At 63.3% G+C, this 24,557-nt stretch carries 19 protein-coding genes; 2 read left to right on the top strand and 17 right to left on the bottom strand.

The genetic code is table 11. The features are described 5' to 3' along the window. Positions 1-122 precede the first annotated feature (122 nt). From ftsA to coq7, 15 genes are all read right to left on the bottom strand, one after another. Positions 123-1,355, bottom strand: coding sequence for a cell division protein FtsA (gene ftsA, locus BGI01S_RS00095; protein ID WP_007180311.1), 1,233 nt, complete (start codon positions 1,353-1,355; stop codon positions 123-125). A gap of 27 nt (positions 1,356-1,382) precedes the next feature. Beyond that, the gene (locus BGI01S_RS00090) at positions 1,383-2,135 is read right to left on the bottom strand and encodes a cell division protein FtsQ/DivIB (protein WP_042320744.1); all 753 of its coding nucleotides are present in this window, start codon (positions 2,133-2,135) and stop codon (positions 1,383-1,385) included. A gap of 24 nt (positions 2,136-2,159) precedes the next feature. Further along, positions 2,160-3,101 (bottom strand): D-alanine--D-alanine ligase, encoded by a 942-nt coding sequence (locus BGI01S_RS00085; protein ID WP_042320742.1) that lies wholly within the window; start codon positions 3,099-3,101, stop codon positions 2,160-2,162. 1 nt (position 3,102) lies between these two features. Continuing rightward, a complete protein-coding gene (gene murC, locus BGI01S_RS00080; RefSeq protein WP_042320741.1) occupies positions 3,103-4,515 on the bottom strand; it encodes a UDP-N-acetylmuramate--L-alanine ligase in 1,413 nt (470 codons plus the stop codon). Further along, the gene (gene murG, locus BGI01S_RS00075) at positions 4,512-5,642 is read right to left on the bottom strand and encodes an undecaprenyldiphospho-muramoylpentapeptide beta-N-acetylglucosaminyltransferase (protein ID WP_042320738.1); all 1,131 of its coding nucleotides are present in this window, start codon (positions 5,640-5,642) and stop codon (positions 4,512-4,514) included. The genes murC and murG overlap by 4 nt, the downstream gene beginning before the upstream one ends. Then, the gene (gene ftsW, locus BGI01S_RS00070; protein WP_042320735.1) at positions 5,639-6,928 is read right to left on the bottom strand and encodes a putative lipid II flippase FtsW; all 1,290 of its coding nucleotides are present in this window, start codon (positions 6,926-6,928) and stop codon (positions 5,639-5,641) included. The genes murG and ftsW overlap by 4 nt, the downstream gene beginning before the upstream one ends. Next, the gene (gene murD, locus BGI01S_RS00065) at positions 6,925-8,439 is read right to left on the bottom strand and encodes a UDP-N-acetylmuramoyl-L-alanine--D-glutamate ligase (RefSeq protein ID WP_042320733.1); all 1,515 of its coding nucleotides are present in this window, start codon (positions 8,437-8,439) and stop codon (positions 6,925-6,927) included. Before murD ends, ftsW begins: the two co-directional genes overlap by 4 nt. Positions 8,440-8,469: 30 nt before the next feature. Beyond that, positions 8,470-9,639 (bottom strand): phospho-N-acetylmuramoyl-pentapeptide-transferase, encoded by a 1,170-nt coding sequence (gene mraY, locus BGI01S_RS00060; protein ID WP_006053209.1) that lies wholly within the window; start codon positions 9,637-9,639, stop codon positions 8,470-8,472. 17 nt (positions 9,640-9,656) lie between these two features. After that, complete coding sequence (locus tag BGI01S_RS00055; protein ID WP_042320730.1) at positions 9,657-11,069, bottom strand: UDP-N-acetylmuramoyl-tripeptide--D-alanyl-D-alanine ligase; 1,413 nt, start codon at positions 11,067-11,069, stop codon at positions 9,657-9,659. Next, positions 11,066-12,613 (bottom strand): UDP-N-acetylmuramoyl-L-alanyl-D-glutamate--2,6-diaminopimelate ligase, encoded by a 1,548-nt coding sequence (locus BGI01S_RS00050; RefSeq protein WP_042320729.1) that lies wholly within the window; start codon positions 12,611-12,613, stop codon positions 11,066-11,068. Before BGI01S_RS00050 ends, BGI01S_RS00055 begins: the two co-directional genes overlap by 4 nt. Continuing rightward, positions 12,610-14,484 carry a peptidoglycan D,D-transpeptidase FtsI family protein gene (locus tag BGI01S_RS00045; RefSeq protein WP_042320727.1) on the bottom strand — a complete coding sequence of 625 codons (1,875 nt, stop codon included), beginning with the start codon at positions 14,482-14,484 and terminating at the stop codon, positions 12,610-12,612. The genes BGI01S_RS00050 and BGI01S_RS00045 overlap by 4 nt, the downstream gene beginning before the upstream one ends. After that, a complete protein-coding gene (gene ftsL / locus BGI01S_RS00040; RefSeq protein ID WP_042320724.1) occupies positions 14,481-14,831 on the bottom strand; it encodes a cell division protein FtsL in 351 nt (116 codons plus the stop codon). Before ftsL ends, BGI01S_RS00045 begins: the two co-directional genes overlap by 4 nt. Further along, positions 14,828-15,781 carry a 16S rRNA (cytosine(1402)-N(4))-methyltransferase RsmH gene (rsmH, locus tag BGI01S_RS00035; RefSeq protein WP_042320722.1) on the bottom strand — a complete coding sequence of 318 codons (954 nt, stop codon included), beginning with the start codon at positions 15,779-15,781 and terminating at the stop codon, positions 14,828-14,830. Before rsmH ends, ftsL begins: the two co-directional genes overlap by 4 nt. A 15-nt stretch (positions 15,782-15,796) precedes the next feature. Next, on the bottom strand, positions 15,797-16,225 hold the full coding sequence (gene mraZ, locus BGI01S_RS00030; protein ID WP_042320720.1) for a division/cell wall cluster transcriptional repressor MraZ: 429 nt from the start codon (positions 16,223-16,225) through the stop codon (positions 15,797-15,799). Between the two features lie 463 nt (positions 16,226-16,688). Beyond that, a complete protein-coding gene (gene coq7 / locus BGI01S_RS00025) occupies positions 16,689-17,327 on the bottom strand; it encodes a 2-polyprenyl-3-methyl-6-methoxy-1,4-benzoquinone monooxygenase (RefSeq protein ID WP_042320719.1) in 639 nt (212 codons plus the stop codon). A 302-nt stretch (positions 17,328-17,629) separates the two neighbouring features. Between coq7 and BGI01S_RS00020 the strand changes: the two genes are divergently transcribed. Beyond that, positions 17,630-18,826 carry a porin gene (locus BGI01S_RS00020; RefSeq protein WP_042320717.1) on the top strand — a complete coding sequence of 399 codons (1,197 nt, stop codon included), beginning with the start codon at positions 17,630-17,632 and terminating at the stop codon, positions 18,824-18,826. Between the two features lie 225 nt (positions 18,827-19,051). On the opposite strand, the gene BGI01S_RS00015 is transcribed toward BGI01S_RS00020, so the two are convergent. Continuing rightward, complete coding sequence (locus tag BGI01S_RS00015) at positions 19,052-20,725, bottom strand: long-chain fatty acid--CoA ligase (RefSeq protein WP_042320714.1); 1,674 nt, start codon at positions 20,723-20,725, stop codon at positions 19,052-19,054. Positions 20,726-20,871: 146 nt separating this feature from the next. Further along, positions 20,872-22,950 carry a molybdopterin-containing oxidoreductase family protein gene (locus BGI01S_RS00010; protein WP_042320712.1) on the bottom strand — a complete coding sequence of 693 codons (2,079 nt, stop codon included), beginning with the start codon at positions 22,948-22,950 and terminating at the stop codon, positions 20,872-20,874. Positions 22,951-23,130: 180 nt separating this feature from the next. Between BGI01S_RS00010 and BGI01S_RS00005 the strand changes: the two genes are divergently transcribed. After that, entirely contained in the window at positions 23,131-24,327 is a 1,197-nt protein-coding gene (locus tag BGI01S_RS00005) for a M20 aminoacylase family protein (RefSeq protein ID WP_042320710.1), read from the top strand. Positions 24,328-24,557: the final 230 nt, after the last annotated feature.

Raw genomic sequence — 24,557 nt, 5'->3', positions numbered from 1 at the left:
AGGAGATCGGGCAACCTCCTGTCGCGCGCCGGCCGCCGGCACCAGCGCGTATTTTTTGGAACCCGTTCGAAACCCGTCCAGCTAAACCAGTGCAGCTAAACCCGTACAGCTAAACCGATGCGTCAGAAGTTGCCGAGGAACCAGTCCTTCATGCGCGTGAACACCTGTCCCATCGAGCCCGACTGCACCGCGACCTTGCGGCCGCGCATGCGTTGCGAGCGTCCTTCGACGAGCAGGCCCATCGCCGTCGAATAGCGCGGATTGCGCACGACGTCGGCGAGACCGCCCGCGTATTCCGGCACGCCGATGCGCACCGGCTTCAGGAAAATGTCTTCACCCAGTTCGACCATGCCGAGCATCATCGACGCGCCGCCGGTCAGCACGACGCCGGAGCTCAGCAGTTCCTCGTAACCCGACTCGCGCACCACCTGCTGCACGAGCGAAAACAGTTCTTCGACACGCGGCTCGACCACCGCCGCCAGCGCCTGGCGCGACAGCGTGCGCGGACCGCGTTCGCCGAGACCCGGCACTTCGATCATCTCGTCCGGATCGGCCAGGGCCTGCTTGGCTATGCCGTAATCGACCTTGATGTCTTCGGCGTCCGGCGTCGGCGTGCGCAAGGCCATCGCGATGTCGCTCGTGATCTGATCGCCGGCAATTGGAATCACGGCCGTATGACGGATCGCACCTTCGCTGAAAATCGCAATATCAGTCGTGCCGCCGCCGATGTCGACCAGCACCACGCCGAGTTCTTTCTCGTCTTCCGTCAGCACCGCGAGCGACGACGCGAGCGGCTGCAGAATCAGATCGTTCACTTCGAGCCCGCAGCGGCGCACGCACTTGACGATGTTCTGTGCCGCGCTCACCGCGCCGGTGACGATGTGCACCTTCACTTCGAGGCGGATGCCGCTCATGCCGATCGGCTCGCGCACATCTTCCTGACCGTCGATGATGAATTCCTGCGTGAGGATATGCAGCACCTGCTGATCGGTCGGAATGTTGATCGCCTTCGCCGTTTCGATCACGCGCGCGACGTCCGTCTGCGTGACTTCCTTCTCCTTGATCGCCACCATGCCGCTCGAATTGAAGCTGCGGATATGGCTGCCGGCGATCCCGGTGAACACGTTCGTGATCTTGCAGTCGGCCATCAGCTCGGCTTCTTCGAGCGCGCGCTGAATGGACTGCACGGTGGCTTCGATATTCACCACCACGCCTTTCTTGAGCCCCTTCGATTCGCTCTGGCCGAGGCCGATCACCTCGTAGTGACCTTCGCCCTTCAACTCGGCGACGATGGCCACGACCTTCGACGTCCCGATGTCGAGGGCGACCAGCAGATCTTTATAGTCTTTACTCATAGCGTGCTCATTGCGTGTGATGTCCGTTTACTTCTTGCCCTTGTCGGGTTCGCTGATAAAGCGCATGCCAGCCGCGCGAATCGCGAAACCGTTCGGATAGCGCAAGTCCGCATACTCGATATCCTTTCCCCAACGTTGCGTCACCGCGCTCCACGCCGCCGTCAGGCGCCTGCTGCGATCGAGCAGCGTGTCCTGATTGCGTTCGCGTCCAAGTTCCACCTGCGTGCCGTTCGACAGCTTCACCGTCCATGCGTAGCGCGGCGACAGTGTTACTTCTTCGGGCGTCGCGTTAAGCGGCGCAAACCACTTCTGAAAGTCGTGATACCGCGCGACCACCTCTTTTGCCGTGCCGTCCGGGCCATCGAACGCGGGCAGATCTTCTTCCAGCTCGCCCTGGTTCGCGGTGAACAGCTCGCCGTCGACGCTGACCAACTGATCGCTGCCCCACGTCCCCAGCGGTTTGTACTCTTCGAGCGTGACAGCCAGCGCATTCGGCCAGACTCGCCGCACGCTCGCGTGACGCACCCACGGCATCTGCTCGAACGCCTGCCGCGCGACGTCGAGATCGACCGTGAAGAAGTTGCCCTTCAACCGCCCCACTACACCGGCGCGCACCGTCGGCGAATTGATGTGCTCGGTATCGCCGTCGATCTGGATTTCGCGCAGCGCGAAATTCGGGCGCTGGATCAGCCAGTAACCGCCCGCCGCCAGCAGCACGAGCACCAGCAGCACATGCAATGCGTTGGTGGCGAGATTGAGCTGGCGAACGTTGTTCCACATGGTGTTGCTTTCGGGTCGCCCCGGTTAGTCCTGCAGCGTCAGCGCCAACACGCCGACAACCAGTTCCTGATAGCTGATGCCCACCGCGCGCGCCGCTTTCGGCGGCAGCGAGTGATCGGTCATGCCAGGCGCCGTGTTCACTTCCAGAAAGTACGGATTGCCTTCGCCGTCGAGCATGAAATCGGCGCGGCCCCAATCGGTGCAGCCGAGCACGTCGAACGCGCGGCGCGCCAGCACTTTCAGACGCGCTTCTTCGTCCGCCGCGAGACCGCACGGAATCAGGTACTGCGTGTCGTTGGCGATGTACTTCGCGTGGTAGTCGTAGAACTCGCCGGCCGGCACGATGCGGATCACCGGCAAGTCCAGATCGCCCGCGATGCACGCGGTGTATTCGCCGCCGCCTTCGATGCTCTTTTCCACCACGACGATCCTGTCGTACTTGACCGCTTCGATCAGCGCCGCCGGCAATGCGTCCGCGCTTTTCACCTTGATGACCGCGACGCTCGAACCTTCGCTCGCCGGCTTCACGAAGAGCGGCAAGCCGAGCTTCGCGACGATGTCTTTCGCACGCGCGGCGTAGTCGTCGCCACGCAGCACCGCTTCGAACGGCGGCGTCGGAATGCCGAGCTGCTGCCATACGAGCTTGGTGCGGAATTTGTCCAGACCGAGCGCCGAACCGAGCACGCCGCTGCCGGTGTACTTGATGCCGTAAAAGTCGAGCGCGCCCTGAATCTGGCCGTTCTCACCGTAGCCGCCATGCAGCGCGTTGAACGCGCGCACGAAGCCTTCTTCCTTCAACGCGGCGAGCGGACGCTCGGCCGGGTCGAACGGATGCGCGTCGACGCCGGCGTCGCGCAGGCCTTGCAACACGAGTCGCCCGGAGTTGAGCGATACCTCGCGCTCGGCGGAATCACCACCGAGCAGCACTGCCACTTTGCCGAATTGTTTAGGGTCGATACTGCTCATCTCACACCTTCGTTTCGAGCGCGAGGCGACCCGGCACACCGCCGATCGAACCCGCGCCCATCGTAATCACCACATCGCCGTCGCGCACAACTGCTGCGAGCGCGTCCGGCACTTCATCCACCGTATCGACGAACACCGGTTCGACCTTGCCCGCCACCCGAAGCGCGCGCGCCAACGCGCGGCCGTCCGCGGCGACGATCGGCGACTCGCCGGCCGCATACACTTCGGTCAGCACGAGCGCGTCGACGGTCGACAACACCTTCACGAAATCCTCGAAGCAATCGCGCGTGCGCGTGAAGCGGTGCGGCTGGAATGCCAGTACCAGACGCCGGCCAGGAAATGCGCCGCGCGCCGCCGCCACCGTGGCCGCCATTTCGACCGGGTGATGACCGTAGTCGTCGACCAGCGTGTACGTACCCGCCGCTTTGCCTTCCGTTGTTTCCGTTGCAACCGGCACTTCGCCGTAGCGCTGGAAGCGCCGGCCGACGCCGTTGAAATCCGCCAGCGCTCGCTGGATATCGGCATCTTTCACTTCAAGTTCAGTCGCAATCGCGATCGCGGCCAAAGCGTTCTGTACGTTGTGCTCGCCCGGCAGGTTCAACACGATGTCGAGCGGCGCCGCGTCTTCGCGCATCGCGGTGAAATGCATCTTGCCGTCCTGCGCTTTCACGTTGACCGCGCGCACTTGCGCATCGGGCGCGAGGCCGTAGCGGATGATCGGCTTCGACACGAACGGCAGGATCTCCTTCACGTTCGGATCGTCGACGCACAGCACCGCGATCCCGTAAAACGGCAGACGGTGTGTGAATTCGATGAACGCCTGCTTCAGGCGCGCGAAGTCGTGGCCGTAGGTGTCCATGTGATCGGCGTCGATGTTCGTGATGACTTCGATCACCGGGAACAGATTCAGGAACGACGCGTCCGACTCGTCCGCTTCGGCGACGATGAAGTCACCCGTGCCGAGTCGCGCATTCGCGCCCGCGCTGATCAGCCGACCGCCGATCACAAACGTCGGATCGAGCCCGCCCGCAGCCAGCACGCTCGCCACCAGCGACGTGGTCGTGGTCTTGCCGTGTGTGCCGGCAATCGCGATGCCCTGCTTCAGGCGCATCAGTTCCGCGAGCATCACCGCGCGCGGCACGATCGGAATGCGGCGATGACGCGCGGCCAGCACTTCGGGGTTGTCGCTGCGCACGGCGGTCGACACGACCACCGCGTTCGCACCTTCGATGTTCTCCGCCGCGTGACCAATCGCGATGCGCGCGCCGAGCGCGGCGAGGCGGTCCGTGACCGCGTTGCTCGACAGATCCGAGCCGCTCACCTGATAGCCCAGGTTGACCAGCACCTCCGCGATGCCGCTCATGCCGACACCGCCGATGCCGACAAAGTGAATGTGTTTGACGATATGTTTCATTGCTTTCCTTCTGGGCTCGCGCCCGAAATCGAACCCGCCACGGTCGCGCAAATCTGCGCGACCTGCTCCGTGGCGTCGGGTTTCGCGAGCGAGCGCGAACGCTCCGCCATTTCCGCGAGACTTTCCCGCGTCTGGCTGCCCAACCAGTCGGCAAGTGTTTCCGCCGACAGATCGCGTTGCTGCACGACTAGCGCCGCGCCGTTGTCGGCGAGAAACGCTGCATTAGTGGTTTGGTGATCGTCTACTGCATACGGGAACGGCACGAAGAACGCCGCCACGCCCACCGCTGAAATCTCCGATACCGTCATCGCGCCCGAGCGGCAGATCACCAGATCGGCCTTCGCGTAGGCGCTCGTCATGTCGTCGATGAACGGCACGAGTTGCACGTCGGGCTGCTCACCGTCGCCCGCTTGCAGACCCGCTGCCGCGTAGTTCTCGCGCAGCGCGTCGATATGTTTCGCGCCCGCCTGATGCACGACGCGCGGCCGCTCGTTCGGCGCGAGCAACGCGATCGCGCGCGGCACCACTTCGTTCAATGCCGCCGCGCCGAGACTGCCGCCCACTACCAGCACATTCAGCGGACCGCTGCGTTGTGCGTAGCGTGCTTTGGGTGCAATCGCGCGCGCAAGTTCCTCACGAATCGGATTGCCCGTCCATTCGCCGTGCGGCAACGCATTCGGGAACGCAACCAGCACGCGCTTCGCGACTTTCGCGAGCACCTTGTTCGCAAGACCCGCAATCGAATTCTGTTCATGCAGCACCAGCGGACGGCCGCTCAACGCGGTCATCAAGCCGGCCGGGAACGTGATGTAGCCGCCCATGCCGAGCACCACATCCGGCTTCACGCGACGCAGCACGCTCAAGCTCTGCGTGCACGCGCGCAGCAGATTCAACGGCAGCATCAGCTTGGTCTTGAGACCCTTGCCGCGCAGTCCGCCGAAGCGCACGTATTCCATCGGGATGCCGTGCTTCAGCACCAGGGTCGCTTCCATGCCCGCGGGGTTGCCGAGCCAAACCACTTTCCAGCCCCACGCCTGCATCAGATGCGCGACGGCGAGCCCCGGGAACACGTGTCCCCCGGTGCCGCCGGCCATCACCATCAGCGTGCGTTGGTGGAGAGCGGTCATACTTTGCCCCCACGCATTAGCACTCGGTTCTCATAGTCGACGCGCATCAACACAGCCACCGCGACGCAGTTCAGCAAAATGCCCGAGCCGCCGTAGCTGACGAGCGGCAACGTAAGACCTTTGGTGGGCAGCAAGCCGAGGTTCACGCCCATGTTGATAAAGGTCTGCGCGCCGAACCAGATGCCCACGCCCTTCGCGACCAGACCCGCGAACGTGCGGTCGAGCGCGAGCGCCTGACGGCCGATCTCGAACGAGCGGCGCACGATCCAGTAAAACATCAGGATCACGACCAGCACGCCGACGAAACCGAGTTCCTCGCCGATCACCGCGAGGATGAAGTCGGTATGCGCTTCCGGCAGATAGTTGAGCTTCTCGACGCTGCCGCCGAGGCCCACGCCGAACCACTCGCCGCGTCCGAACGCGATCAGCGAGTGCGTCAATTGATAGGCCTTGCCCTGCGCGTAACGGTCGTCCCACGGATCGAGGTACGCGAAAATCCGCTCGCGACGCCATGGCGACGCCCACACCAGCAAGCTGAACGTGCCCACCGCCGTCGCGACGAGGCCGCCGAACAGCTTGCCGTTCACGCCGCCGAGAAACAGCACGCCCATCGCGATCGCCGCGATCACCATGAACGCGCCCATGTCCGGTTCGAGCAGCAGCAACGCGCCGACGAGCCCGACCGCGACCGCCATCGGCAGAAAGCCCTTGGCGAAGCTGTGCATGTATTCCTGTTTGCGCACCGTGTAGTTCGCGGCGTAGATCGTCACCGCGAGCTTCATGATTTCCGACGGCTGCATGTTCGTGATGCCGAGCGGAATCCAGCGGCGCGCGCCGTTCACGCCCTTGCCGACGTGCGGGATCAGCACGATCACCAGCGCGACCAGCGAGATCAGGAAGAGCTTCGGCGCGTACTTGTCCCACGTCGAGATCGGCACGCGGAACGACACGATGCCGACCACGGTGCCCATCGTCACGAAAATGATCTGGCGCACGAGGAACGCGTAATCGCGATATGACGCGTACTTCGGCGAATCGGGCATCGCGATCGACGCCGAATACACCATCACGACGCCCAAGCCGAGCAGCGCGACGACCACCCACAGCAGCGAGTGATCGTAGTCGAGCATCCGCGAGCGCAGCGGACGCACGCCGTTGACGGCGCTCGCCAGCCCGCTGCCGCCCGTGCGACCTGAGACGCGCGCTGCGCCTGCGCCCAGACCGCCTGCGCTGCCCGCATCGCCGCCGGCTGCCTGACGCGAACCGAAACGTTCCGACCAGCTCATATCATCGTCCCCCGTTCGGCCGCGATGTCTTCTACCGTGCTGCGAAACACAGCGGCGCGGTGCGCGTAACCCTTGAACATATCGAAGCTCGCGCAAGCCGGCGATAGCAGCACGGCGTCGCCCGGTTGCGCCAGTGCGGTCGCGGCCCGCGTCGCTTCTTCGAGCGTCGCGTGATCGGTCATGGCGATGCCGCTGTGTTCGAGCGCCGCGCGAATCAGCGGCGCATCGCGGCCAATCAGCATCACCGCGCGGCACCAGCGCATCACCGGCGCGGCGAGCGGGTCGAAGTCCTGGCCCTTGCCATCGCCGCCGGCGATCAGCACCGCGCGCTGCGCGAGGCCGTCGAGCGCGGCCACGGTCGCGCCGACGTTGGTGCCCTTGCTGTCGTCCACGTAGTCGATGCCGTCGATCGACGCGATCAATTCCACGCGGTGCGGCTCGCCACGGTATTCACGCAGTCCATGCAGAAGCGGCGCGCCCGGCAGACCGATTGCACGCGCGAGCGCGTACGCAGCCAGCGCGTTCGCTGCGTTGTGCAGGCCGCGAATGCGCAAAGCGTCCGCCGGCATCAGGCGCTTGAGCGCGATGTTCGGCGCCGCAGCCACTTCGTTCTTGCGACGACGCTTCGGCGCGGGTTCGTCGCTCGCATCGCGATCGTGCGCTTCGACGAGCCAGATCATGCCGTTGTCGCGCAGCAGGCCGTAGTCGCCATCGTTCTTCGGCTCGGTGATGCCGAAGGTGATCGTGTCCGCTTCGCTATCGGCCGAAGGCACGAGCGACATTACGCGCGAGTCGTCGCGGTTCAGCACGCGCACGGTCTGCGCACCGAAGATGCGGCCCTTCGCGGCGGCGTATGCATCGAGCCCACCATGCCAGTCGAGGTGATCCTGCGTGATGTTCAACACCACCGCCGCATCCGGCGAGAACGTGTGCGCGGTTTCCAGCTGGAAGCTCGACAGTTCGAGCACCCACACATCGGGCAGCGCGGTGTGATCGATCGCTTCGCTGAGTTTGTCGAGCAGAGCCGGGCTGATGTTGCCTGCCACCGCAACCTTCTTGCCGGCGCGTTCGCACAGCAGGCCGGTCAGGCTCGTCGTCGTGGTCTTGCCGTTGGTGCCGGTGATCGCGATCACCTTCGGCGCGTAGCCGCTCTCGCCGAGCGTCTTCAGCGCTTGCGAGAAGAATTCGAGTTCGCCCCACACCGGAATGCCCTGCTCGCGCGCAGCGGAAATCAGCGGCAACAGGTCGGCGGCGAGCGGAGACAGGCCCGGGCTGATCGCGACCAGCTCCGCACCTTCGAGCAGCACCGGCGAGAACGGACCGCCGACGAAGTCAGCGTCGACGCCGTGCGCTTCCAGCGCGGACAGGTTCGGCGGCACTTCTCGCGTATCGGCCACACGCAGCCGACAGCCGTGCCGCGCGCACCAGCGCGCCATCGCGAGACCGGATTCACCCAGTCCCAGCACGAGCACCATCGGCTTTTGCCGATCCCGAAACTTCTCGCCGAACATCGCTTGCTTTCCCTTAACTTCGACTATTGCTTAACGCAGCTTGAGCGTGGACAAACCGAACAGACACAACATCAACGTGATGATCCAGAAACGCACGACCACCTGCGTTTCCTTCCATCCCGACAACTCGAAGTGGTGATGCAGCGGCGCCATCTTGAACAGACGCCGCCCTTCGCCGAACCGGCGCTTGGTGAATTTGAACCACGTGACCTGCAACATCACGGAGAGCGTCTCCGCGACGAAAATGCCGCCCATGATGAAGAGCACGATTTCCTGCCGCACGATCACCGCGACCGTGCCGAGCGCGCCGCCGAGTGCGAGCGCGCCGACGTCGCCCATGAACATCTGCGCCGGGTGCGTGTTGAACCAGAGGAAGGCGAGGCCTGCACCGCCCATCGCCGAGCAGAAGATCAGCAATTCACCGGCACCGGCGATATGCGGAAACAGCAGGTACTTCGAGTAGACCGAGCTGCCCATCACATAAGCGAACACGCCGAGCGACGCGCCCACCAGCACGACCGGCATGATCACGAGGCCGTCGAGACCATCGGTGAGATTGACGGCGTTGCTCGCGCCGACGATCACCAGATACGTGAGCACGATGAAGCCCCACACGCCGAGCGGATAGCTGATCGACTTGACGAACGGCAGCATCAGATCGGCGCGCGCGGGCAAGCCCATCGACAAACCGCTGCGCACCCACGCCATGAACAGGTCGAACACGCGCACATTGCTCGCTTCGGACACGCTGAACGCGAGATATACGGCCGCGAACAGCCCGATCACCGACTGCCAGAAATACTTCTCGCGCGAGGACATGCCGCGCGGGTCCTTGTAGACCACCTTGCGGTAATCGTCGACCCAGCCGATCACGCCGAAGCCGAACGTGACGAGGATCACGATCCAGATGAAGCGGTTGGTCAGGTCGGCCCACAACAACGTGGCCACGGCGATGCCGAGCAGAATCAGCACGCCGCCCATGGTCGGCGTGCCGGATTTGACGAGGTGAGTCTGCGGGCCGTCTTTACGGACGGCCTGACCGACCTTCATCGCGGTCAGCTTGCGAATCACCGCCGGGCCGCAGACGAGCCCAATCAGCAGTGCGGTGATGGTCGCCATCACCGCACGGAAAGTCAGATAACTGAACACGCGCAAGAAGCTTGCGTCATTCTGCAGCCATTGCGCCAGCGCCAGTAGCATGCTTCGGTCCTTCTATTTCAATGTGCGGCGGGCGTCGAGCCCGCAGCGTTGGGTTGTGGACTCGTTACGGCGTCCACCACGCGCTCCATCTGCATGAAGCGCGAGCCTTTCACGAGAAGCGTTGCAGCCGCGCCGAAACCGGCCTGCTGCAATTGCGCGATCAACGTGCCGACGTCGGCTACGTGATGCGCGTTCGCGCCGTAGGCGGTGCAGGCGTCGCGCGAAGCGTCGCCCATCGCGTACAGCGCGTCGATGCCGCGCTCTTTCGCGTACGCACCGATTTCGCGGTGGAACGCGGGACCGTTGTCGCCGACTTCGCCCATGTCGCCCATCACCAGCACGCGCGGCGCGGCGCGCGACGCGAGCACGTCGATCGCGGCGCGCATCGAGTCGGGATTGGCGTTGTAGGTGTCGTCGATCACGGTGGCGCCGGCGAGCGTGCCGAGTACGGCCTGCTTCACCTGCAAGCGGCCTTTCACCGCCCCGAACGCTTCGAGGCCGCGTTTGATCGCGTCGAGCGAAACCCCTGCGGCCAGCGCGGCTGATGTCGCGGCCAATGCGTTGTGCGCGTTGTGGTCGCCGAGCACTTGCAGCGTGACGTCGAGGTGGCCTTCAGGTGTGTCGATACTGAGCCGAGTGCCTTCGAACGTGCCCGTGACCGCTGCTTCGGTTGAGCGGCCATCGTTGTTCAACGCGAAGTCGATGATGCGGTTGCCGGTGGCGGCCACGCGCCAGATGCTCGCGTACGCGTCGTCCGCCGGGAAAACCGCGATGCCTTCGGGCTTGAGCGCGTGAATCACGCTCGCATGTTCGAGCGCGACCGCTTCGACGGTCGCCATGAATTCCTGATGCTCGCGCTGCGCGTTGTTCACCACCGCCACGGTCGGCTCGGCAATTTTCGCGAGCAGCGAGGTTTCGCCCGGATGGTTCATGCCGAGTTCCACCACCGCCAGTTGATGCGCGGCGTGCAGGCGAAACAGCGTGAGCGGCAAGCCGATGTCGTTGTTGAAATTGCCGGCGGTCGCGAGACGCGCGTCCGCGCCGACTGCGGCGGCGAAGATCGACGCGATCATTTCCTTGACCGTGGTCTTGCCGTTGCTGCCCGTCACGGCGACGAGCGGCATGTCGAACTTGCGACGCCAGCCGCGTGCGAGCGCACCCAGCGCGACGCGCGTATCGGCAACGCGAATCGCGGGCACACCGAAGCCATCCGGCGTGCGCGTGACGAGCGCGGCCGTCACGTTGCGCGCGGCCACGTCCGGCAGGAAGTCGTGCGCGTCGAAACGGTCACCTTTGATCGCGATGAACAGATCGCCGGGACCGGCGCTGCGGCTGTCGGTCGACACGCGCTCGAACGCAACGTCTTCGTCGCCGAGCAAGGTCGCGCCGGGAATCAGCGCGGCGGCTTCACGCAGCGTGAACATGCTCATTCGCCACCTCCGCGCGCGTGCGTCGCCCGCGCGGCGAGCGCGAGGCGGGCGTGGTCCTGATCGGAGAAAGCGCGTTTCTTGCCCATGATTTCCTGTGTTGCTTCGTGCCCCTTGCCGGCCAGCACGATGACGTCTTCACGCGCGGCGCCGCGGATCGCTTGCAGAATCGCGCTCGCGCGGTCTTCGACGCGGCGCGCCTTCGACGCGTCCTTCATGCCCGCGGCGATCTGCTCGATGATCGATTGCGGGTTTTCGCTGCGCGGGTTGTCGCTAGTCACGACGACGCCGTCGGCGAGCTTCTCGGCGATCGCGCCCATCAGCGGACGCTTGGTCGCGTCGCGATCGCCGCCGCAGCCGAACATGCAGATCAGTTCGCCGCCGCGAGCGGCCGCCATCGGGCGCAGCGCTTCGAGGGTTTTTTCCAGCGCGTCCGGCGTGTGCGCGAAATCGATTACAACGAGCGGCTCGTCGTTTTGCAGACGGCCACCAAGACGCTCCATGCGGCCGTTCACCGATTCGAGCTTCGCGAGTTCGGCGAGCGCGGCGTCGAACGGCACCTCGGCGGCGAGCAGCGCGCCGAGCACGCCGAGCAGATTGCTGACGTTGAACGCGCCGAGCGTTTGCACTTCGACTTCGGCGTCGCCCCAGTCGGAGGTGCTCAGATGGAACGCGGTGCCCGTGGCGGTTGCGCGCACGTTCGACGCGAGCAGCAGCGCGTCGGCTTGCGGTGCGTCTTGCACCACGGCATCGATGCCGTAGGCGATGGTCCGCGCATGACCTTGCGTGCTGGCGAGCAAACGACGGCCCGCGGCATCGTCGCGATTGATCACGGCCGCGCGCAGGTCCGGCCACGCGAACAGGCGCGCCTTCGCCGCTTCATAGGCGTCGAACGAGCCGTGATAGTCGAGGTGGTCCTGCGTGAGATTCGTGAACACGGCGATGTCGAACGCGGTGCCGTTCACGCGCCCTTGATGCAATGCATGCGACGACACTTCCATCGCCACCGCCTGCGCGCCTGCGTCGCGCAATTGCGCGAGGCTGCGTTGCAGTTGCGGCGCATCGGGCGTCGTGAAGCCGGTGTACACGAGCTGGCCCGGCAAGCCGGTGCCGAGCGTGCCGACGATCGCGCAACGCTGGCCGAGCGAGGTCAGCGCCGCCGAGATCCACTGGCTGCATGAGGTCTTGCCGTTCGTCCCTGTGACGCCGACCGTCAACATCGCGTCGCTCGGATCGCGATACCAGCCGCTCGCGATCGAACCGGCAAGTTCGTTCAACGCCGGCACGGCGAGCGCGATGGACGGATCGATCGCGCCGTCGAAGCCTTCGGGCTGAAGCAGCACGGCGGCCGCGCCGCGCTCGATCGCGCCGTCGATGAACGCGCGGTTGTCCGCGCCATCCACCGCGTACGCGAAGAACACGTCGCCCGCTGCGAGCGAGCGTGTGTCCGCGTGCAGATGCGCGTCTGGCTGCACGTGCGCGTGCAGCCAGCTGAGGGCGTCGGCGATCTGCCGGTGCGCTGGATTCCCGCTACGCAGCGCGCTCATCGCTCGACTCCGGGGTGACTCTTCGCGCTGGCGGAGATCGTCATCTTCTTCGCGCCGGCGCTGGTGGAAATCTTCCTGGGGCCTGCCGACGTCGCCGGCGTGCCCGCGGTGCCGTTCGCGGCGGGCGCCGAATCATCGGACACGACCATCTGCTTGACCGGCATATCCGGCGGCACATTGAGCGAGCGCAGCGTATCGCCGACGATGCCCGAGAACACCGGGCCCGACACCTGGCCGCCGAAGTGGCTGCCCGCGGTCGGTTCGTCGACCGACACGGCGACCACGATGCGCGGATTCGGCATCGGCGCCATGCCGACGAACGACGCGCGATACTTGGAGTGGTCGTAGCCGTGCGGGCCGTGCTTGTACGCGGTACCGCTCTTGCCGCCGACGCGATAGCCCGGCACCGCCGCATCTGGCGACGTGCCGCCCGGCGCGGTCACGGTTTCGAGCATCGCGCGCACTTCACGCGCGGTGGTCGGCGCGAAAATCTGCGGCCCGGTGGCCGGCTGGTCGCCCGGCGTGCGGAAAATCGACACCGGCATGATCTCGCCGTCATGCGCGATCGCGGTGTACGCGCGGCCCAGCTGGAACAGCGACACCGACAGACCGTAGCCGTACGACATGGTCGCCTGCTCGATGCGGCGCCAGCTTCTCCACGGCCGCAGGCGGCCCGCCGCCGCGCCCGGGAAGCCGACCTTCGGCGCCTGGCCGAGACCGATGCTGGTGTACATGTTCCACATCTCTTCGGGCTTGAGCTGCATCGCGATCTTCGTCGCACCGATGTTGCTCGACTTCTGGATCACGCCGCCCACCGTCAGCACGCCGAAGCCGCTGTCGTCGGTAATCGGCGCACCGTCCAGCACGAAGCGGCCCCCTCCCGTATCTACCAGTGTAGTCGGCGTGACGCGGTGCAGATCGAGCGCGAGCGACACCGTGAACGGCTTCATGATCGAGCCCGGCTCGAACGTGTCGGTCAGGATGCGGTTGCGCAACTGGTCGCCGGTCAGGTGCGAGCGGTCGTTCGGGTTGTAGGTCGGGTAATTGACGAGCGCCAGCACTTCACCGGTGCGCACGTCGATCACCATTGCCGCGCCGGCCTTTGCCTTGAATTTTTCGACGGCCGCTTTCAGGTTCGTGTACGCGATGTACTGGATCTTGCTGTCGATCGACAGATCGACGTCCTGGCCGTTGTGCGGCACGACCTGTTCGTCCACATCCTCGATGATGTGGCCCATGCGGTCCTTGATCACGCGCCGGCTGCCCGACATGCCCGCGAGCAGCTTCTGGTCGCCGAGCTCGACGCCTTCCTGGCCTTCGTCCTCGACGTTCGTGAAGCCGATCAGGTGAGCCGTGATCTCGCCTTCCGGATAGAAGCGCTTGTACTCGTCGCGTGCATAAATGCCGGGGATGTCCAGCGCAGCGACTTTCTCGGCGACGTCGACCGGCACCTGGCGCTTCACATAGACGAAGGTCTTGTCTTCAGACAGCTTGCGGCGCAGCTCCTTGCTGGTCATGCCGAGCAATTGCCCGAGCGAATTCAGCTTGTCCGCGCCGAGGTCGTCCGGCACCGATTCGGGAATCGCCCAGATCGCGCGCACCGGCAGACTCGTGGCGAGAACGAGACCGTTGCGGTCGAGAATCTTGCCGCGCGTGGCCGGCAGTTCGAGCCGGCGCTGATAGCGGATTTCACCCTGCTTCAGATAGAACGCGTTGCCCGGGCCCTGAATCCAGAACGCGCGCGCAGCCAGCGCGACGAACGCCATGAACAGCAGGAACACGACGAGTTTCGAGCGCCACATCGGCAGGCGCACCGATAGGATCGGATTGGCCGAAAAGGCGACGCTCTTGCGACCCGACGATTTTTTCATCGCACGCCTCCACGACGAGTGGCCGCCGGCGCCGACGCCGGACCGGAAGTCGGGATCGGCGCGTCCTCGGCCTTCGCCGCGCCCGGATCGAGCGTCAGATATTGCGTGCGGCCGGTCGTGACCGCCTGCATCTTCAGCGACGCGGTAGCGAGCTGTTCGATGCGCGACGTCTTCGACAACGCGCTCTGCTGATATTGAAGCTGTGAATAGTCCTGCTGCAGTTGGCGCTCCTGTGATTGAGCGCGCTGCAACTGGATGAAGATCTGACGCTGCTGATTGGTCGCGTTGACGACCGATAAGGCGCAACCCATCACGATGATCAGCAGGAAAATGTTGAGGCGATTCATGGCGCGATCCGCTCCGCCACACGCATCACGGCAGAACGGGCGCGCGGGTTCGCGGCGACTTCAGCGTCGCTCGCGAATACGCGGCCGATGATTTTGAGCGGGGGGCTCGGCAGATCGACGGCGCGAATCGGCAGACGGCGATCGACCGCAGGCGCACTGGCGTGCGCCTGCATGAATCGCTTGACGATCCGGTCCTCGAGCGAATGAAAGCTGATGACCACCAGCCGCCCCCCTTGCTCCAACAGCGACAACGCTGCTTCTAAAACGACTTGCAGCTCCGCAAGCTCTTGATTGATGTGAATCCGTATAGCTTGAAAGGTGCGGGTTGCCGGATCCTTGCCCTTCTCACGGGTTTTGACGACGTTAGCCACGATTTGGGCAAGCTCGCCCGTGCTGACGAGAGGCCCAAGACGGTCGGACTCTGCCCGGCGAGCAACAAGCGCCTTTGCAATCTGAAAAGCAAACCGTTCTTCCCCATAATCTCGTATCACCTCCGTCAGTTCCTGCACCGTGGCCCGCGCCAGCCAGTCAGCGGCAGACTCGCCGCGCGTCGGGTCCATCCGCATGTCGAGCGGCCCGTCGGCGCGGAAGCTGAAGCCCCGCTCCGGATCGTCGATTTGCGGCGACGATATGCCCAGATCCAGTAAAACGCCCGACACCCGTCCTACCCCGCGCTCCGCAATCGCGGCGCGCAGTGAAGCAAAACTCTCGTGCACGATGCCAAAGCGCGGATCCGCGATCTGCTGCGCCGTGGCGATGGCGAGCGGGTCCTTGTCGAACGCGATCAGACGTCCCGACTCGCTCAATCTCTCCAGCACGAGGCGGCTGTGACCGCCGCGCCCGAAAGTACCGTCCACGTACACGCCGTCCGCGCGTGTAACCAGCGCATCGACCGCTTCATCCAGCAGCACCGTGCGATGCTGCAATTCGTTTCCCATCGCAGGTGCCATATATGTAAGCCGCGATCAGAACGTGAAATTCTTCAACGCTTCGGGCATGCCCTCGGCGATCGCCGCCTGTTCCTTCGCGGCGTAGGTTTGTGCATCCCATAACTCGAAGTGACGCCCCATGCCGAGCAAGGTCACTTCTTTTTCCAGTCCACCAGCCGTGCGCAACTCCGGCGACACGAGCACGCGGCCTGCGCCGTCCATATCCACATCCATTGCGTTGCCGAGAAAAATGCGTTTCCACCAGGCTGCATTCATGGGCAGCTTGTCGACCTTGTCGCGGAAAACTTCCCATTCGGGACGAGGAAAGAGCAACAGGCAGCCGTCCGGGTGCTTGGTGATCGTCACCTGGCCCTCTGCCTGTGTTTGCAGCGCATCCCGATAGCGAGAGGGAATCGACATCCGCCCTTTCGCATCGAGCGTCAGCGCCGACGCCCCTTGGAACACTTCGCTCTCCCCTGTCGACCCGAATTGGCGCTTGAGCGCCTGCTCCCGGTCCCATGCAACTAGTTGCTTGCGGCACTTTTGCGCCGGTTGCCTGATTCATGAAAATCTACCCGAAACCGCTTGGGAGATCACACAAAAATACACTTTCTCACACTGTCTCCCACTTTAGAGGAACGATAAACGGGGGTCAAGGGAGCCGGCTGCTTTTCGGCCGAATTTTGTTTGTAAGAACAAGGACTTAGCGCCACTACTTCACGCCACGCATAAAACGGAAAACCGTTATAAATGAACGGGCTAGTGCAACTTGTGAAGGTGATACGTGAAAAGTGCGAGGAAACTGCGTGGAATGAAAGAGATCGCGGCGGGGAATTAAGAGATATCGGCGGGTGATTCGTGGAGGTGCGGCGGACGGCGCGCGGAGCGCCGTCCCACTACGAAAACGCGTGCCCGGCAGGCGCCGTTTCTAGATGTAATAGGCAGTGCGCGTCATGACTTTCGATGCCGCGCGCATCAGCGCTCGCGCGGGGAACGGCAACTCGATACCGCCGGCGTCCATCGCGGCCTTGCCATGCGCGACTTCGTCCGCACGCATCTGCTCGACGATTGCTCGCGACTCGTGATCCGCTGCCGGCAACTGGTCCATATGGCTGTCGAGATGCTGCTCGACCTGTCGCTCGGTTTCGGCCATGAAGCCGAGACTGACGCGATCGCCGAGACGCCCCGCCGCGAGGCCGATGGCCAGTGCGCCCGTATACCAAAGCGGGTTCAGCAGACTGGGACGTGAATCGAGCGCTTCGAGACGTTTGGCGGTCCACGCGAGATGATCCTCTTCTTCGACGGCGGCGTGATCGAACACGGCACGCAACGACGGCGATCGGGTCGCGAGTTTCTGAGCCTGGTAAAGCGCTTGCGCGCACACCTCGCCGACATGATTCACGCGCATCAATCCGGCCGCGTGCGCACGCTCAGCCGGCGTCAATTCGGGCGCTTCAGCCGCCACCGCCGATCCCTCGGGAATCGGTAATGGACGACTCATCCGCGACACGCCTGTCATTGAGCGTAAACCCCGATCAAACTCGCTAATCAACTCGTCCAGAAACATTAAGCACTCCCTGATTCAACATCGGCTTCATCGAACCGGCATGTCCGTCCGGCAAGGCTTTGCGCGGAAAAACCCATTGCGCGAGAACCTTAAATCCGCATGAATTAGCCGGCCAATTTTCGATTTTAGACCATGTTGCGTAAACGAAACAGGAGCCTTCCCGGCCATCTCCTTTTTCTTTGTGCCATGTATGCCTTTTGTTACATTACGTGCAACTTCTCGCGAAGTTAGCAAAGCAAGGCCTCAACGCTAGATAAATATTCGCCTTGTACAAAAGATTCGTAATCCTTGGAGATCATTCGATGAAAAAGTCGCTTCTCGCTCTTGCAGCACTGGGCGCATTCGCAGGCGCCGCTCATGCTCAGAGCAGCGTGACCCTGTACGGCATCATTGACGTTGGTATCAACATGAACACCAACGCCGGCGGCAGCCACAAGTACGACATGTCCAGCGGCGTGATGCAAGGCTCGCGTTTCGGCCTGCGCGGCACGGAAGATCTGGGCGGCGGTCTGAAGGCAATCTTTGTGTTGGAAAACGGCTTTGACGTGACCAACGGCAAGCTGGGTCAAGGCGGCCTGATGTTCGGTCGTCAGGCATACGTCGGCCTGTCGAGCCAGTTCGGCACGGTCACGCTGGGTCGTCAGTACGACTCCGTGGTCGACTACGTGGGTCCGTTCGAATCGGGCGACCAGTGGGGCGGCTACATCGCAGCTCACCCGGGCGACATCGACAACTTCAACAACGCGTATCGCACGAACAACACGGTCAAGTACACGAGCGCAAACTACGGCGGCCTGACGTTCGGCGGCACGTATAGCCTCGGCGGCCAGGCAGGCAACTTCACCGGCAACCAGATCTGGTCGTTGGGTGCTGGCTACAACAACGGCCCGTTGGCTTTGGGCGTTGGTTACTTGAACGCACGTACGCCGGCAGCTTCGGGCGGTATCTTCAACAACGGCGGTACGATCTCGCCGAACACGCCTGCTACCGCTACTGCTGCAGCCAACTTTGCTGTAACGTCGCCGATCTACGCTGGCTTCGCATCGGCTAACACGTACCAGGTCATCGGTGCAGGCGGTTCGTACACGTTCGGCGCGGCAACGCTCGGCCTGACCTACTCGAACATCCGCTTCGGCAACCTGGGCAAGACGTTCGCGTCGCCGTTCGCTGGCCAGTCGGCTACGTTCAACAACGGCGAAATCAACTTCAAGTATCAGTTGACCCCGGCACTGCTGGTCGGCGCAGCGTATGACTACACGCGCGGCGCGGAAATCAACGGCGCAGACCGTGCTCAGTACCACCAGGGCGCAGTGGGCGTGGACTACTTCCTGTCCAAGCGTACCGACGTGTACGTGGTCGGTGTCTACCAGCACGCACTGGGCGAAACGCTCAGCGCAACTGGCGCAACGGTCGACGCAACGGCTGGCATCAACGGTCTGACGGGTTCGTCGGGCAACAACCAGTTCACGGCTCGCGTCGGTATTCGCCATAAGTTCTAATAAGTCGTAAAAAAGCAGTTTGCCTCAAAGGCGCCTTCGGGCGCCTTTTTTTTATGACGGATTGCCAGGGCGTCGGTCTGCGATGGCTCGGGTTACTTGCGCACAAGCGATGGCGATGACGCAAAGAGAAAGCCCCGGCAGACTTCCGTCTGCCGGGGCTTTCTCTTTTGCTACGGGCTGCTTCGCCTCAGCGTCGAGCGGAAGCGGACGCTTCGGTCGCCGACGTCATGCCCGCCCGTCGCGCAACTCGCGGCGCAGAATCTTGCCGACGTTGCTCTTCGGCAGTTCCGTCCGGAATTCCACGATTTTGGGTCGCTTATAGCCGGTCAATTGCGTCTTGCAGTACGCGAAAATCTCGGCATCGGTCAGCGCCTGGTCCTTCTTCACGACGAAGAGTTTCACCGCCTCGCCCGAGTGCTGGTCCGGCACGCCGACCGCCGCAACTTCGAACACGCCCGGCAACTTGGCGACCACGTCCTCGATCTCGTTCGGATACACGTTGAAACCGGACACCAGAATCATGTCCTTCTTGCGATCGACGATCTTCACGAAGCCGCCATCGTTCATCAGGCCGACATCGCCTGATTTGAAGAAGCCGTCGGGCGTCATCACCTTGGCGGTTTCGTCCGGGCGGTTCCAGTAGCCCGCCATCACCTGCGGACCGCGAATGCAGATTTCGCCCGGCTGACCGAGCGGCACTTCGTTGCCTTCGTCGTCGCGAATCGACACTTCCGTGGACGGCAGCGGCAAACCGATCGTCCCGCTGTATTCGGTGACGGTGACCGGATTGCACGTCACGCACGGCGACGTCTCCGACAACCCATAACCTTCAACGATCGGCGTATGCGTGAGTTCGTACCAGCGTTTGGCAACCGCCTCCTGCACCGCCATGCCGCCGCCATTGGCGGTCAGCAGCTTCGAAAAGTCGAGCTTGTGGAAGTCCGGGCTGTTCAGCAGCGCGTTGTACAGCGTGTTGACGGCGGGGATCGTCGTGATCGCATAGCCGTCCAGCGCCTTGATCATGCCCGGGATGTCGCGCGGATTCGGAATCAGCACGCCGAGCCCGCCGGTGCGGATGGTCAGCAGCCCGCACACCGTCAACGCAAACACGTGATAAAGCGGCAGTGCCACGACGGTGATGAATTGATCAATGTCCGTGCGGTTCGCCCGCACAGGATTGAGCCAGATTTCCGACTGCAGGACGTTCGCGATCAGGTTCCGGTGCAGCAGTGTCGCGCCCTTGGCCACGCCGGTCGTGCCGCCCGTGTACTGGAGAAACGCGACGTCGTCGGGACCTTGCTCGACCGGCTTGAAACTGTGACGCCCGCCTTCCGAGATCGCGGTGTTGAATTTGACGTGGCCCGGCAGACTCCACGCCGGCACCATCTTCTTCATCTTGCGCACGACGAAGTTGACCAGCGTGCCCTTGACGCCCATCAGATCACCCATCGCCGCGACGACGACATGCTTTACCGCGGTATTGCGCACGATGGCCTGCAGCGTCACCGCAAAATTTTCGAGCAGGATGATCGCTTCCGCGCCGCTGTCCTTCAGTTGATGTTCGAGTTCGCGCGGCGTGTAGAGCGGGTTCACGTTCACGACGACGTAACCCGCGCGCAGAATCGCGGCAATCGCCACCGGGTATTGCAGCACGTTCGGCATCATGATCGCGACGCGCGCGCCGCGGACGAGCCCTTTCGACTGGAACCACGCAGCGAGCTTGCGCGAAAGCGCGTCAAGCTCGCCGTAGCTGATTTCCTTGCCCATGCAGACAAACGCCGGTTTAGCGCGATGCTCGCGAAATGCTTCTTCGAGCAGGTCGGCGAGCGACGAATAGCGGTTTACGTCAATCTCTGCGGGAACGCCGGGCGGATAAGATTTCAGCCAGATTTTGTCCATGCAGCGTCTCCTTATTTATTTTCGAATGGTCGTGCTAAAAACGCATCGTAGCATGGGCACCCTATTGCTATTTGCGAATGCGACCGGGTTAGACGGCTGCCTCGAACCTGCGAGGAGCGAGCGCCTGCAGGGACTTTCGCGTGTTTTCAGACGCGCTCGACTTCGACCAGACAGTCGTAGAAAGTGGCCGATCCGCCCAGATCGGTGAGCGCCTGGCTTGTCACCTGGTTCGCATTGCGGCCGTCCGGCGCGAGCTTCTTCCACCAGATCGACAGGCCAACGACGAGCCCTTCGCGCGCTCTGTCGGTGACGCGGGCGCGCGCCTGCATCGAGCCGCGATCATTGAAGATGCGCACCTGAGCGCCGTCGACGATGTCACGCGCCTGCGCGTCGGCAGGATGGATGTCGAGATGCGGCTCGCCCTCAGTCGCGCGCAGACTCTCGATGTTCACGAAGGTGCTGTTCAGAAAGTTGCGGGCCGGCGGTGAGATCATCGCGAGCGGATAACGGGCGGCGAGTTCGGGCGCGCCGTCGGCGGATTCATAGGGCGGCAGATAGTCCGGCAACGGGTCGAGCCCCTGCTGCGCAAGACGCTCGCTATAGAACTCGCATTTGCCGGACGGCGTGCGGAAGCCACCGTCGGCGAACGGCGCGTCGGGCAGATTCAGCTTTGCCCAGCCGGTCTGCTTCAGCGTCTCCCAGCTCGCGCTTTCGAGCGTGCTGTCCTGCCAGCGGAATGCGGCCTGCGCGACGACTTCGTCGCTTTCGAACAGCGCCGGTTCGTCGAGTCCCATCCGGCGTGCGAGGCCACGGAAGATTTCCGTGTTCGGACGCGCGTCGCCGACCGGCGCGATCGCCGGCAAGTTGAGCATCACGTGCGTGTGACCGTACGACTTGTGCACGTCGAGATGTTCGAGTTGCGTCGTGGCGGGCAGAAGCAGGTCGGCGTAATCGGCGGTATCCGTCTGAAAATGCTCGAGGACGATGGTGAAGAGGTCTTCACGCGCGAAACCCGCAGCGACCCGTTCGGAGTCCGGCGCGACCGCAACGGGATTCGAGTTGTACACGACGATTGCTTCCAGCTTGGGGCCAAATGCGGTGTCGCCGGGATGCAGCAGCGCATCGCCGATCGCATTCATATTGATGACGCGGCTCGGCTTGGCCGGCCAACCGGGCATTAGGTCTGGACGCTGCAGCGCGTGCGAATCGACCGGCGCCCAGCCGCTCGACGACAGCAGCGCCCCGCCCGCCCGCTGGCGCCATGCGCCGGTCAGCGACGGCAGGCAGGCGATTGCGCGCACGGCATTGCCGCCGCCGCGCACGCGTTGCAACCCGTAATTCATGCGGATCGCCGCTTTCTTCGTGCTGCCGTAAAGTCGCGCAAGATCGACGATTACCTGCTCTTCGATCCCGCAAATCTCACCAACCCGCGACGGGGGATAGCTGAGCGCACGCGCCTTCAACTCGGCGAAGCCCAACGTGTGAGCCTCGATGTACGCGTGATCGAGCAGGTTCTCCGTGATCAATACGTGCATCATGCCGAGCGCCAAAGCGCCGTCGGTGCCCGGCTTCAATGCAATGTGCTGATGGCATTTTTCTGCTGTCAGCGAGCGGTACGGGTCGATCGCAATCAGACGCGCGCCGCGACGCTTGGCTTCCTGAGCGCGTGTCCAGAAATGCAGATTCGACGCGATCGGATTCGCGCCCCAGATCAGGATCACCTCGCTCTCGGCGAAAAACTCGGTGAGCATCCCGATGCCCGCGCCGTAGGTGTACTTCAAGCCGGCCGCGCCGGCCGCCGCGCAAATCGTGCGGTCGAGTTGCGATGCGCCGAGCTTGTGAAAGAACCGCTGCGCGATGCTGTCGCCCTGTACCAGACCCATCGTACCCGCGTAGCTGTACGGCAGAATCGCCTCCGGCGCGCGTCGCGCGATTTCCGACAGACGGGTTGCCGCGAATTCGAGCGCTTCGTCCCAGTTGATCGGTTCGAAACGGCCCTCGCCTTTACGGCCGACGCGCTTCATCGGCGTGGTCAGCCGGTGCGGATGATACACACGCTCGGGGTAGCGGCTCACCTTCGTACATAGCGCACCCTGCGTCGGCGCATGGGCGGGATCGCCGGAGACCTTGATTGCGCGGCCATTCTCGACGGTCACACGCATCGCACAGGTGTCAGGGCAGTCGTGCGGGCACACGGCGCGAGCGAATTCAGTCGGGGCGTTCATATTCGGCGATTAGTCGGCGAAGCGGGAGTAATGCGGGATTTTATTACGTCCATTGGCGCTTAGCCTGGATGGTGCCGCCAAAATTGCCTTCGGCGTAGAATCGTTTATCACCGTGCCCGGGCCGATGTGTCCCCGAGCGATCCCACGCAAGTCAAAGCACAAGCGCAATATCACTCCATCATGAAACTGATTCCCGAAATCCAGGCCGCTCACGGCGAAATTCAGAACCTTCGACGAACGATTCACGCAAACCCTGAGCTACGTTACGAAGAAACGGCTACCGCAGATCTTGTGGCCAAGACGCTTGAGTCTTGGGGCATTGAAACGCATCGTGGACTCGGCAAGACCGGCGTAGTCGGCATATTGAAACGCGGCAGCAGCTCGCGCGCCATTGGCTTGCGAGCCGACATGGACGCGTTGCCGATTCAGGAATTGAACGGCTTCGACCATCGATCGAAAAACGACGGCAAAATGCACGCGTGCGGCCATGACGGACATACTGCGATGCTTCTCGGCGCGGCGCGGCATCTGGTTAAACATGGCGAATTCGACGGCACAATCGTCTTCATTTTCCAGCCGGCCGAAGAAGGCGGCGCTGGCGCGCAAGCGATGATCGACGACGGCCTGTTCGTGAAGTTTCCCGTCGATGCGGTGTTCGGCATTCATAACTGGCCGGGCATGCCCGCGGGCCGCTTCGGCGTGACCGAAGGTCCAATCATGGCCTCGAGCAATGAATTCCGCATTGAAATCAAGGGGGTGGGTTCGCATGCGGCTTTGCCGCACAACGGCCGCGATCCCGTCTTTACGGCCGTACAGATCGCGAACGGACTGCAGAGCATCATCACGCGGAATAAGAAGCCGCTCGATACCGCTGTGTTGTCAATCACCCAGATTCATGCGGGCGATGCAGTCAATGTCGTGCCAAACGATGCATGGATTGCGGGAACGGTGCGAACGTTCACGACAGAGGCGCTCGATCTGATCGAAGCACGCATGCGCAAAATCGCGGAAAGTACCGCCGAAGCATACGATTGCTCCGTCACGATTCACTTTCACCGAAACTATCCGCCGACTATTAACAGTGGTGAGGAAGCCCGTTTTGCTGCGTCGGTCATGAAGGAGATTGTCGGAGCAGAAAATGTCGACGATGCGGTTGAACCGACAATGGGTGCCGAAGACTTTTCCTTCATGCTGCTGGCGAAGCCGGGCTGTTATGCATTTTTGGGCAACGGCGATGGCGGCCACCGAGACGCCGGGCATGGCGCCGGCCCTTGTATGCTGCATAACGCGAGCTATGACTTTAACGACGAGCTATTGCCGATCGGATCGACGTATTGGGTCCGCCTGGCGCAACGGTTCCTATCGCAGGAAAAGTAACGGTGGCGGGGATAGCATGAGACGGCGCATGACGCGTCGTCTCATGCTGAGTGGCTGGCGCGATCGCTAGTGCCTGTGGTAGGTGACCGGGTAGCGCATTTGCGGGGATGATGCCCGTGCCATACGGCAGCTACGGGTTGTGCGGCTGGCGGAGAATCTGGCGGTGATTTATGGTGCATCTGCCTGCGTCCCCCGCCGCACGTAACATCAGTCGTGACCGCACTGCGCCT

It is taken from the genome of Paraburkholderia ginsengisoli NBRC 100965, assembly GCF_000739735.1.
GTDB classification, from domain to species: Bacteria; Pseudomonadota; Gammaproteobacteria; order Burkholderiales; family Burkholderiaceae; genus Paraburkholderia; species Paraburkholderia ginsengisoli.
This window is presented reverse-complemented; position numbering and strand designations above follow the sequence as displayed.